The following is an 11,897-nucleotide window of genomic DNA, read 5'->3' as shown; positions in this document are numbered from 1 at the left end:
ATGAGCAGCTTATCCAAACAGCCAATAGAGTAGGGTAAATACTGGTACTCCAATCAGTAAGCTGTCTATCCTATCTAATACCCCACCATGTCCAGCGAGCATCGTTCCAGTATCTTTTACCCCGTGTTGGCGCTTAAATGCTGACTCTAATAAATCTCCCGTGATACCACTAACTGCCAAACCGTAGGCTGCTAATAAACAAAGCCATCCGCTAAAAGGCGTGAGCGATAATCCTAACGATGAAGCCAATATAGCCGCAAGTAAACTACCAAAGACCGCGCCTTCAATACTTTTATTTGGGCTAACAGTAGGAGCGAGACCTCGCCTAAACAGTTTGCGTCCCAGTAATCGCCCACATAAATATTGGGCAATATCGTTGAACTGGCTGGCAAAAAATACAAAAAGTAAGATGCCATATTGCTCACGCTGCCATGTCAATTGCTGCAATATGATAAGGCTCAGAATCAGAGAGATAAAGGCGCTACTAAACATGATGTCCAATAGATTAAGACGCGTATAGGATTGTATCAGTACTGATTTTGGTTTATCAGATATGATTTTTGGTTGTAGCCCGCGTGCTTGGAGCTTGCTAATCAGCCCCGCTTTGTCATATATGCTCCATACGCGTTTAATCTCATAGCCGCCGCGTAGCCCGATTAAAATAAAAAACGCAATGAGTACCCATTGATAAGGATGGCCATGCTGACTATTATCTATTTTAGCGATAACATAGCATACGCACAGTGCCACTAGCATGAGCCACCAAGAGCGTGCAATCAGATAAATCTTAGGCAAGCGAGTACGTAGACGAGGGATAGCCAGTATGCCCCAAACCAAACTTACTACCGTCATAAGTCCGATAACAAACAGCGTATCAGTAGACATGTTTTTAACACTTTGAGAGATATAAAAAGCAGTCATTAACCACTTTAGTAATGACTAGAATGTCAATTGACTACTGCTTTTATGTGGCAGTAGTTGCTTTTATTATTCTAGCTCCTGAGTGAACAATTATAGGCTTAATAAGCCAGTCAATACTACCTTCTCTCGGGTCTAATAATGAATTAATCACACTTGTTCGAGGTGTGACGGCTAGATTTGGATAGTCTGTTCTATAATGCCCACCGCGACTTTCAAGACGTTGAGAAGCAGACTGCACAATAAGGGTCGCTAATTGTAATTGTCTTGCTAACTGTAAATGTGTGAGTTCATCAATGCTGACAGCGCTATCTTTGCGATTGATATTGCTATTACTATCACTGCTACTAAGCGAACTTAACTCAGGTTTTTTTAACCATTGCTGCCATTGTTGTATCTGTTCAAGCGCTCCCTCTAACTCTCTAGCACTACGTGTGATACCCATGTTGGCGGTCATCAGGGATTTTAGTTTCGCAATGACTTCTGTCATATCGGCATCATTATGGCAGTGCTTAATATCCTCGTTATGCTCATACAACGTTGATGTCGACGATGTAAAATAGGGAAGAGTAATCGATTGGGTGTTCTTCAGTACGGGTGCTGTCCAAATATCATCAGCGCTTGCATTTAAATTAAGATGATATGCCGTTGTATGTAGATTGATATATAGCTTTGCATCTAGTGCTTCCATTTCTGCCAAGTAACGAGGCAAGTCGGTAGCGATATTACGTCCTACAACCACGCACTCTAATAGCGAGTTGCTCGCCAAACGGTTGGCACCATGCAAGCCTGTATGCGCAACTTCGCCTGCTGCATAGAGACCTGCCACATCGGTCATACCGTTCACCGATGTGACAACGCCACCGCAACTATAATGGGCGGTAGGGGCGACTGGTATCGGATCCGTCGTGATATCAATACCAAGCGTTAGCAACGTCTGGTAAATTTGCGGAAAATGCTCTTGTAAAAATGGCGCTGGTAGATGGCTGACATCAAGATGTACGTAGCCAAGACCATTTACATTAATCTGCTCAGCGATCGCTCGTGCAACGATGTCTCTGGGTGCTAACTCAGCACGATCATCAACGTCTAGCATAAATCGTCGACCTGTCTGAGGGCAATACAGCCGTCCACCTTCACCGCGTAACGCTTCAGAGATTAAGAAACTGCTGTCAGCGAGTGCGAGACCAGTCGGATGAAATTGAATGAATTCTAAATTTGCCAAACGGCAACCCGCTTGCCAAGCCATCATTACGCCGTCACCGACACAGACATTGGGCGCGCTGGCACGTTGAAACAGCTGCCCTAAACCGCCACTGGCCAGTACGACTGCGCGACTATAAACAGTTAGCTGACGATGACTATTGTGGTCAAAAACGCGTGCACCTTGGCAGTGGTTGTTAGTAATAGGATCCTTCAAAAGGTTTAATGCTTCATGATACGGTAGTATCGTAATATTACTTGCAGCATGTGCCTTTATGGTTAGGGCTTCCATAACGTGTCGACCTGTTGCGTCATCAGCATGGGCCACCCGCCTGCAGCCATGTCCACCTTCTTTGGTAAGGTGTAAGCTGTTAATTTCTAAGTCAGTACTATTTAAATCAGTATTATTCAAATCAGTATTATTCAAATCAGTATTATTCAAATCAGTACTATTTAAATCAGTATTATTCAAATCAGTATTATTCAAATCAGTAAAAGTTCTTTGCTTCGTATCTTGTTGTGGGTTCTGAGTAAAAGGAACACCTTGTTCGCATAGCCACTGTATGGCTTGTTGTCCTTCACTTAGTATCTCAGTCGTATTATTAGCGTCGCATAACCCTGCGCCTGCGATTAAGGTATCAGCGACATGGTCGGTCACGGAGTCGTTTTGGTCCAAACTTGCAGCGATACCACCTTGTGCGTAATGGCTTGAGCAAACCTCCAAAGCGGCTTTGCTCAGTACCATGATACTTAGCGATTTTGGTAATGATAGCGCAGTGCTTAAACCCGCCAATCCTGCACCGATAATAAGTACGTCTGTTTGCCTGACATTATCCGCGCTCATACTAGGCAGCCCCAACGTTAGCAAACAGCACACGGTCTTTGACAATATCGCCACTGGCGGCCACGCGTTGCTTTTGTGATTCGGCAAAATCGAGCATGCGCTGTAAAGGCTTTTTGGCTGCTACTGCCAGCTCAGGTGTCATCAGAACCTCACCGCTTTGATTGGTCAAGCATTGCTCGATACCTTTTAAGCCGTTCATTGCCATCCATGGACAAAACGCACAGCTCTTACAACTGGCACTTTCACCAGCGGTTGGCGCTGCCAAAAAGCGTTTGTTTGGCGAGCGTTTTTGCATCTCGTGCAATATGCCCAAATCGGTAGCGACGATGAAGGTATCAGCATCCATCTCATAGGTTGACTGCAATAGCTTGCTGGTTGAACCGACCACATCTGCCAGCTCAACGACGCTATCAGGTGATTCAGGATGCACCAAGACTTTGGCGTTTGGGTATTCATCTTTTAGTTGCAGAAGTTCAGTTGCCTTAAACTCATTATGTACAAGGCAAGATCCTTGCCAAAGCAGCATGTCTGCACCAGTCTCACGCGCAATATATTTACCCAAATGGCGATCAGGCCCCCAAATGATAGGCTCGCCTTGAGCATGTAAGTGATGGACGATGTCGATACCAACCGATGAGGTCACTACCCAATCTGCACGTGCTTTTACCGCGGCGCTGGTATTGGCATAGACTACAACAGTACGTTCAGGATGGGCATCGCAGAACGCTGAAAACTCATCAGCAGGGCAGCCCAAATCAAGTGAACACTCGGCTTCCAAATCTGGCATCAGTACGGTCTTTTCCATGCTCAATATTTTTGCCGATTCACCCATAAAGCGCACACCAGCGACAACCAATGTTTGGGCATCATGGGCTTGACCAAAGCGTGCCATCTCAAGAGAATCGCCAACACAGCCACCAGTCGCCAATGCCAAATCCTGAATAAAAGGATCGACATAATAATGCGCGACCAGTACGGCATTATTATCTTTCAATAATTGCTTAATATTTTCTTCAACCACGATACGTTCTGAACGCGGCAGATCCGCTGGCATCTTAGCTTTGGCATATTCGATATTCATTTTAGTCGCAATGTGGTTGTCATTGCTCATGATGGGTGCGTCATAGGGATAAGTTTTCATAAGTGCAAACCTTGTGTGCGATAACGACACGTTATATGCCGCTAAAAATGATACCAACCTCAAAAATATGATTAGCCGTATTAAACTCGTTCAGTCTACTAAGCGTAGTACTGACGATCGTTTTGCTTGCTATTCTTATTTTGAGAAATAATAAAAGTCGCCTAAATACAGCTTTAAAGTAAACGAGCTTTTATTATGCTCATTTTGAGCATAAATACAAGTGGTTTTTTATATTCTACTTTCCGTACAGTAGGTATTTATGCAAAATATGCTCTGTCACTTTTGCATTCAGCCGCTTATATTTACATCGGTAGACTATGATATTTTTAGATTCAAGCTATACTGATTCGTACGATAAATAACAAGTGTGATGGCTTTCTTATTGCACGCTCAAAGGTAAAAGGTAATTACTAACATCATGACGTTGTCTTATTCACATGCACATCAGCAGGGTAGCGGTACTACTGAGGTTGTTGCGGTTTTGGTTGCGATTACGGATCATACCGCCCGAGTTTTAACAGTTGCTCAAGGCAAGCTATTGCCCAACGGACCACTCATGCCATTACATCGCTCACTGCAAGCTGGTGTGCGCCAATGGGTTGAGGAACAGACGCAGCAACCACTTGGCTATTTGGAACAGTTATATACCTTTGTCGATACCAATAGGCGTAATATTGACGGCCATGCATTGGTCTATGTGAGTTATTTGGGATTGGTGCAAGAGACGCAAATTCAGGCACTCCAAAGCCAAGCATTATGGCGAGATTGGTATGATTATTTCCCATGGGAAAATCACCTAGATGGTATGCCAAATATCATTATGGATTTTATTGTGCCGGCATTATTGGACTGGGCAAATAGTGCGCCAGACTCAATCACTCAGCAGCGCCGTCGTCAGCGTATTCATTTATGTTGGGGTGTGGATACTGAGACTTTAGATTCTGCTCAAGATAAAGATACCTATCATCAATCAAGCACCACTAACGGTTATGACTGGGTCTCAGAGCATGTATTGCTGCGCTATGAGATGCTTTACGAAGCAGGGCTGATTCCAGAATCATCTAACTATCAGCCGCAGAAATTGCCAAAGCATTGGGCACAAATCATAGGTACACCGATGTACTATGATCATCGACGCGTCATTGCGACAGCTATCTCAAGGCTGCGGGCCAAGATTGAATACCGACCGCTTATCTTTGGTCTGATGCCAGATGTCTTTACGTTGTCGCAGCTACAGCAGAGTGTCGAAGCGCTCTCAGGCGTACGCTTGCACAAGCAAAATTTCCGCCGTCTGCTAGATTCACAAAACTTAGTGACAGAAACAGGGCAGAGTAGTAGTGCACAGCGTGGTCGTCCTGCTAAGCTTTATCGCTTTTGCCACGATATCGAATTGCAAAGTTTATTGATGGATAGCAAATTGCCTAAACGTAAATAGGCTTAAATAAGCGGTAAGTGCTCTCACGTTTTTATGGCTATTCGCTTTTAGTAGCTGCATGAAATACTTCATTTCCTTGCGATACTGTCAACTTTACGCTATATTTATGCTCATTTTGAGTTTAATTAAATTGAACCGATAACAATATAATGCGTATATAGGGGTGACAAATGACTGTTAAAAAAGAACCTGCATTGGATGAAGTATTACTTAAACCACTGATTGAAGCTGCCCTAACTGAAGACTTGGGCAGACGTGGTGATGTGACGTCTCAAGCGACTATCCCTGCTGATTTGCAAGCAAAACTAGAAATTAAGGCGCGGCAAGCAGGCGTGATATGCGGTATGGACTTGGCGCGTTTATCATTTGCTTTGGTTGATGCTCAAATTGAGTTTATCGCTCAAGTAGATGATGGTGAATTGGTTGAAGCGGGCACAGTATTGGCTAGTGTCAGTGGGAACGCCCGTCATCTATTGACAGCCGAACGCACTGCGCTTAATTTTATGACGCACCTCAGTGGCATTGCTACAGATACCAGAAAAATTGTAGACAGTGTGGCGCAATATCCTGCGCAAATTACTTGTACACGTAAAACCATACCAGGCTTGCGCATTGTACAAAAATACGCGGTACGCTGCGGTGGTGGACGTAATCATCGTCTAGGGTTGGATGATGCTATTTTAATCAAAGACAATCATATTGCCATCGCTGGCGATATAAAAACGGCCATTCAACAAGCCCAAGATTTTGCTGGTCACCTGATTCCAGTAGAAGTGGAAGTGGATACTTTGGAGCAGCTAGAGCAAGCGTTGGATGCTGGTGTGAGTTTGGTGCTTTTGGACAATATGTCCCCTGACGTGTTATCAAGGGCAGTAGCCATGTGTAAGGGTCGCGCCAGAACAGAAGCTTCAGGAGGTATTACTCCTGCGACCGTGGAAGCCGCCGCCAAGACAGGGGTTGACTTTATCGCGATGGGGTATCTAACGCACAGTACCACTGCATTGGATATTGGCTTGGATTTTAGCGCATAGGTTGGCGACTGAATTTTCATGGTAAAAAGTCTATTTATCTTATGTATAAAGCTGATTAGAAGCGTTGCTCTGCATTTAACTTTTTTAATGAGATGATACAGAGGAATTAGGGCGAGTCTTCATTTTTAACCCATTTAACAGTTATGATTCGAATTGAGGACACGCCTTAAGCAAAGTTAATGATTTTATTAGCTTATCTGCCTATGTTACAATACAAGCTACAATGCTATTTTTAGTCAGATATTGTTTTAGTCAGATATGGGGTCATCGTTGCACTCGCACGATGGCCTTACTTTTTTCAGCAGTTGTATCAATAGACAAGCGAGCGCTCAGTGAATACTGAAATCATTAAGATAATCTTAGCCTTTATGGTGTTGATTAATCCCTTTAGCGCTTTGACGTTATTTTTGGATTTGACCCGCGGTTATTCAATGAATAATCGACGTAAAGTCGCGCGTGTGGCTTGTTTGACGATTTTTATCACCATCAGCTTTTTTACGGTCGCAGGTGAGACGCTACTAAAAGCGCTTGGTATTTCAATCGGCTCGTTTCAGTTGGCGGGTGGTATTTTGGTATTCTTGATTGCCCTTAATATGATGAATGGCGATGGTAATCCTGTTAAGCCTGATCAAGAAAACTTCGATGTCGATCATGTACAAGATTCGCCAGTCTCAATGGCAGCTGCTGTCGTTCCACTCGCTATCCCAATGATGATTGGGCCGGGCGGTATCTCAACGGTGATTATTTATTCTTCACAAGTTTCTGGTGTACTACAAGTATCGGCCATATTAATAGCTGGGTTGTTGATCAGTTTGTTTTGTTATTTGGCATTGATGGCAGCAGGTCGTATTAGCCGTTTATTGGGTGATACGGGTCTGAACATTATGAGCAGAATCATGGGCATGTTGTTGGCGGCAGTTTCTATTGAAATCATCGTTAATGGTCTACGCACGCTGTTTCCTGCTTTAGTTTAACGAAAAAATTGATTGCCTGTACCTTTGTTTATTTTATTTAGAGTTACCCCTCAATTTTTAGGTTGTAAAGAAAGCTTATATCTTACTTCTACTATTAGCTAAAAAACCTCTAAAACTCTTCAAAACTTCTAAATATTCTATAAAAATGGCTAAAAGCGATTTTTATAGAATAGCTATGTCTAAAATAATGTTATCAATCACCAAAAGTATCCGAAAAAATGCTACCCATAAAAATATGTTACAGTGGAGGAACAACTAATATCATAGGAGTTAATTTTGAGTAACAAAAGAATTGCTATTTTAGGGGCAGGTCCAAGTGGTTTAGCACAATTACGCGCTTTTGAGGCAGCACGATTGGCTGGTGCAACTGACTTACCTGAGATAGTTTGTTATGAAAAGCAAAATGCTATTGGCGGTATGTGGAACTATAGTTGGCGTACTGGTTTAGATAGAAACGGTGAACCCGTTCACGGCAGTATGTATCGCTATTTGTGGTCCAACGGACCAAAAGAGTGCTTAGAGTTTGCCGACTATTCGTTTGATGAACACTTTGGGGAAGCCATCCCTTCATACCCGCCACGTGAAGTCTTAAAAGACTACATCATGGGGCGTATCGATAAACAAGATATCCAAAAATATATCCGTTTTGAATGCCCTGTACGTTGGGTATCATTTGACGATGACACACAAAAATTCACCGTGACGGTGATGAATCATAAAACCAATGAGCAAGAAGTCGAAGAGTTTGATTATGTCGTGGTAGCGACTGGTCACTTCTCAACGCCAAATATGCCATATTTCGAAGGTTTAGAAACTTTTCCAGGTCGTATCCTGCATGCTCATGATTTCCGTGATGCGCTAGAATTTAAAGACGAAGATATTTTGCTCATTGGTAGTAGTTATTCAGCTGAAGATATTGGTACACAGTGTTATAAATATGGCACCAAATCAGTGACCATTAGTTATCGTACGCAAGCCTTGGGTTATGACTGGCCAGAGGGTATTAAAGAAGTGCCGCTCGTCACTCATTTCGAAGATGACGTGGCGCATTTTGCTGATGGTACTAGCCAAAAATTTGACGCAATCATTATGTGCACAGGTTACCTGTTCCATTTCCCGTTTATGCCGGATGAGCTACGCTTGCAGACACATAATTGCTTATATCCAGCCAATCTATACAAAGGGACTTTTTGGCAGCCCAATCCAAAGCTCATTTACTTAGGCATGCATGATCAGTATTTCACCTTTAACATGTTTGATGCTCAAGCGTGGTATGCACGTGATGTCATCATGGGTGATATCGAGCTGCCTGATTTGGCGACTCGTGAGGCCGACGAAAAAGAATGGTTGGCAACGTATGCTAAGTGCGTCACGGTTAGCGACTCAATTGACTTCCAAGCCGCTTATATTCGTGATTTAACCAATGCGACAGATTATCCAGAGTTTGCAGTAGAGAAGCAGGGTGAAATCCTAAAAGAATGGCAAAAAGATAAGACCGACAATATCATGACTTTTAGAGAAAAAGGCTATCGTTCAACATTGACAGGTACGCTATCACCCGAATTGCCAGAGCCTTGGCTAGATGTCCTTGATGATTCGCTTGAGCACTTTTTGAATATGTCGCTTGTTAAGCCTAAAAAGCGCAAGAAAGCATCGTAGACTAGTAGTTACTACAAAAGTTAGTTGCCATAAAAAATTATTTGCTATTACAAGCATCTGATATAAAAAGTAAAAAGCCAAATACGTTTAGATGTATTTGGCTTTTTTGTGCGCGGTACATTCAGCTACTATAGTCAGTTCAATATAATGTGGATACAAGGCAGCCGACCGCAGATTGTACAAGTCGTACATCTAGGGAGGATAACACCGTAGCGGTTTAGTAGTTCGTTGACTATATTAACTATTATATAAATGCCAAGCCAAATACATCATTAGTATGCCCACCAATCCATCGAGTATATTCCATGCCTTTGGTTTAGAAAATAATGGCCTAAGCAGTCGTGCGGCATAACCTAAAGCAAAAAAGAAAAAGAACGAAGCACTGATAGCACCTACACCAAAGGCCAGTTTACTACTAGCACCCGTTGAAACCATACCGACGAGTACCAATGTATCTAGATAGACGTGTGGGTTGAGCCAGGTAAAGCCAAAGCATAGTAACAGTGCTTTTTTCAAACTGGTAACGGCTTGACCATCGACGGTTAATGCATGTGAGCGTTTGATACTGGCGTATAAACTTTGCAAACCGTAAACCAGCAAAAACAACGCGCCTGCGAATCTGGCAATATCTACTGCATGTGGATAACGAGATGTCACCGCGCCAAAGCCAGCAACGCCCGCTGAGATTAACAACGCATCACTAACGGCACAGAATAAGCAGATAAAAAAGATGTGTTCACGTTTGATGCCTTGTTTAAGTACAAAAGCATTTTGTGATCCAATTGCTAAGATAAGCGATAGCCCAAGCAAAAAGCCAGAGGTATAATCGGTCGCGTTCATAGTAAAGTGCTTATCATTTAGAGAGTAGATGTTTTTAGGGTATAGGAATATTGACACTTTGCTTACTGGCAGTGCCAAAAAAAGCTGTTAAGATACGTCATTGAATCAATATATGCAATACTTGCACAATACGAGTGCACGGAACGAGAGGCAAAGTAGGTCATGGTGGTAAGTTTGACAAGAATGCTAAAGTCATTTGGGCAAGCTCAAGAAGACCTGCCAACACAAGCGGCTAAAAATGCTCAACAGATGAATGTCAGCCAAGATATAGAGGTGGAGGATAGCAATGATGAAAACGATCAAGCTATCAGTCAGCGCTCTGTGCTTACGCCACCTGAGCGTGCAGGTCGTATTCGTGATGCATTAGCACAAGTGAGTGATATTCGAACGCCGACACCCTTGACCGACCGCTATTTGTCCAATCGTGCCCAAATGCGCCCGACTAATAGACCTCCTTTTGACCCAGATACTTTATGGTATCTCAAACATGGACGCTGTCCGATTATGACTGAGCTTGTTGATGTGGTCGATGAAGCCACCCTAAATGCCATGCCTATTGAGGCTGTCGCGATACTAGACCGAATTAATGGTAAATTAAAGCGCTACCGTGAATGGAGCAGCGAGCTCAACGAGCAGCAACAGCAGCAACATAATGAGCGTCAGTTTGTTATAGATAAGTTGGTGTCGGAGAGCATTCCAGAAGCGCTACATCATTATGAGCAACTACAACGGTTCAGCCCGCATCGTACCAAAAACAACACGGTACAAGGCAAGATGACCGCAGGCGATATGTTGACAGATTTGTTTCTTGAGATTGATTATGAGCTGGATGAGTTGCTAGATGAGTTGCATCAAACGGTGATGAACCGTTTGGCCTCCACACATCGTTATGTCAAAAGCCGCACAAAAAGTTAGTTAGTAATGACTTCAAACGATCGCTGTTCACTTGTGACGGTTAGGTGTCATTAACTATAATCGATGCAATACGATATGACGCACAACAGTATGATAAACAACAATATAGGGCTTTAATAAAGCCTTATTTTTTTGTTTAATAATAGCAACTCATAAAAATATGAAAGGCCTAAGCATCAAGACTTATCAAAAATAATAATAAGCTTGCCACAAAATTCTACTAAATAATAAGGACAGTCTAATGACCCAAGTTACTGCGATGTTCGTCATGTTTTTTTTGTATGGGCTGTTGCCAGTCGCTGGGTTATACCTAGGGTATCGTGGTATCAAAAAGTTTACTGCACCCAAAATGCTTGAATATAAAGCGATGCCGCAGTTGGGTTATATCCCTGAAAAGAGCTTACCCATTGAGGTCAAAACAGCCCTCGACCAAATCAACGAAAAAGGTGAGAAGCTGCGTGTCATTTATGGCGATACCAATAATGATGGAAAGATTGATGATAAAGATACTGTTACCGAAACGTATATCATGATTCAAAACTTAATGGACAGGCATGTGCCACTTGCCGTGGCGGACTATCGCCGTTTGCATGACTTAGATGGTAGGGATGGTGCACTCGCTGACACGACCAAAATCAAGCACTCTAACGTCACTGGTAAAGAGGCGCTGCTAGAAGTGCTAAGTACGATTAACACTCAGTTCGATGACCTGCTCAATGCTTCCTATCATCAAGATGGACAAAAGCTGCTCGCGACCAATCGCTATCTACAAAAACGCTTTGATAATCCTGCTGGTAATACGGAGATTCAAAAGCGCGACAGTAACGTTAGCAATGCCAGTAGTGATGTGAGCAGTGATGTAAATATTCAAGCGATTGAAATTCCAACGGGTGCCAATGTAAGTGCCGAAGACATTAAACTATAAATGCAGAATTTT

General features: G+C 43.0%; 10 protein-coding genes. 6 read left to right on the top strand and 4 right to left on the bottom strand.

Features of this window, described 5'->3' with window-relative positions:
- Positions 1–9 precede the first annotated feature (9 nt).
- The 3 genes from JMW61_RS00785 to nadA form a co-directional block, all read right to left on the bottom strand.
- Positions 10–885, bottom strand: a complete 876-nt coding sequence (locus JMW61_RS00785; RefSeq protein WP_201548571.1) for a phosphatidate cytidylyltransferase — start codon at positions 883–885, stop codon at positions 10–12.
- 79 nt (positions 886–964) lie between these two features.
- A complete protein-coding gene (locus JMW61_RS00780) occupies positions 965–2,965 on the bottom strand; it encodes an FAD-dependent oxidoreductase (RefSeq protein ID WP_201548569.1) in 2,001 nt (666 codons plus the stop codon).
- Position 2,966: 1 nt separating this feature from the next.
- Positions 2,967–4,106 carry a quinolinate synthase NadA gene (nadA, locus tag JMW61_RS00775; RefSeq protein WP_201548567.1) on the bottom strand — a complete coding sequence of 380 codons (1,140 nt, stop codon included), beginning with the start codon at positions 4,104–4,106 and terminating at the stop codon, positions 2,967–2,969.
- A gap of 418 nt (positions 4,107–4,524) precedes the next feature.
- On the opposite strand from nadA, the gene JMW61_RS00770 reads away from it, so the two are divergent.
- From JMW61_RS00770 to JMW61_RS00755, 4 genes are all read left to right on the top strand, one after another.
- A complete protein-coding gene (locus tag JMW61_RS00770; protein WP_201548565.1) occupies positions 4,525–5,541 on the top strand; it encodes an NUDIX hydrolase in 1,017 nt (338 codons plus the stop codon).
- Positions 5,542–5,711: 170 nt separating this feature from the next.
- Positions 5,712–6,572: a carboxylating nicotinate-nucleotide diphosphorylase gene (gene nadC, locus JMW61_RS00765; protein WP_201548563.1), complete on the top strand. Its 861-nt coding sequence runs from the start codon at positions 5,712–5,714 to the stop codon at positions 6,570–6,572.
- 332 nt (positions 6,573–6,904) lie between these two features.
- Entirely contained in the window at positions 6,905–7,546 is a 642-nt protein-coding gene (locus JMW61_RS00760) for a MarC family protein (RefSeq protein WP_110922289.1), read from the top strand.
- A gap of 276 nt (positions 7,547–7,822) precedes the next feature.
- Complete coding sequence (locus JMW61_RS00755; protein WP_201548561.1) at positions 7,823–9,205, top strand: NAD(P)-binding domain-containing protein; 1,383 nt, start codon at positions 7,823–7,825, stop codon at positions 9,203–9,205.
- Between the two features lie 237 nt (positions 9,206–9,442).
- Here the strand turns inward: JMW61_RS00755 and JMW61_RS00750 are convergent, their stop codons facing one another.
- Positions 9,443–10,045, bottom strand: a complete 603-nt coding sequence (locus JMW61_RS00750; RefSeq protein ID WP_201548559.1) for a LysE/ArgO family amino acid transporter — start codon at positions 10,043–10,045, stop codon at positions 9,443–9,445.
- Between the two features lie 183 nt (positions 10,046–10,228).
- On the opposite strand from JMW61_RS00750, the gene JMW61_RS00745 reads away from it, so the two are divergent.
- On the top strand, positions 10,229–10,960 hold the full coding sequence (locus JMW61_RS00745; RefSeq protein WP_201548557.1) for a hypothetical protein: 732 nt from the start codon (positions 10,229–10,231) through the stop codon (positions 10,958–10,960).
- A gap of 241 nt (positions 10,961–11,201) precedes the next feature.
- Positions 11,202–11,885 carry a hypothetical protein gene (locus JMW61_RS00740; RefSeq protein WP_227687329.1) on the top strand — a complete coding sequence of 228 codons (684 nt, stop codon included), beginning with the start codon at positions 11,202–11,204 and terminating at the stop codon, positions 11,883–11,885.
- The last annotated feature ends 12 nt before the right edge of the window (positions 11,886–11,897 follow it).

The organism is Psychrobacter fjordensis (assembly GCF_904845995.1).
Classification (GTDB): domain Bacteria; phylum Pseudomonadota; class Gammaproteobacteria; order Pseudomonadales; family Moraxellaceae; genus Psychrobacter; species Psychrobacter fjordensis.
Note: the sequence above shows the minus strand (reverse complement) of the source record. Positions and strands in the feature narration are given on the sequence as shown.

Coding starts and splice junctions, on each gene's coding strand:
- JMW61_RS00785 (WP_201548571.1), bottom strand. CDS start 885: ATGTCTACTGATACGCTGTTTGTTATCGGACTTATGACGGTAGTAAGT.
- JMW61_RS00780 (WP_201548569.1), bottom strand. CDS start 2,965: ATGAGCGCGGATAATGTCAGGCAAACAGACGTACTTATTATCGGTGCA.
- nadA (WP_201548567.1), bottom strand. CDS start 4,106: ATGAAAACTTATCCCTATGACGCACCCATCATGAGCAATGACAACCAC.
- JMW61_RS00770 (WP_201548565.1), top strand. CDS start 4,525: ATGACGTTGTCTTATTCACATGCACATCAGCAGGGTAGCGGTACTACT.
- nadC (WP_201548563.1), top strand. CDS start 5,712: ATGACTGTTAAAAAAGAACCTGCATTGGATGAAGTATTACTTAAACCA.
- JMW61_RS00750 (WP_201548559.1), bottom strand. CDS start 10,045: ATGAACGCGACCGATTATACCTCTGGCTTTTTGCTTGGGCTATCGCTT.
- JMW61_RS00745 (WP_201548557.1), top strand. CDS start 10,229: ATGCTAAAGTCATTTGGGCAAGCTCAAGAAGACCTGCCAACACAAGCG.
- JMW61_RS00740 (WP_227687329.1), top strand. CDS start 11,202: ATGACCCAAGTTACTGCGATGTTCGTCATGTTTTTTTTGTATGGGCTG.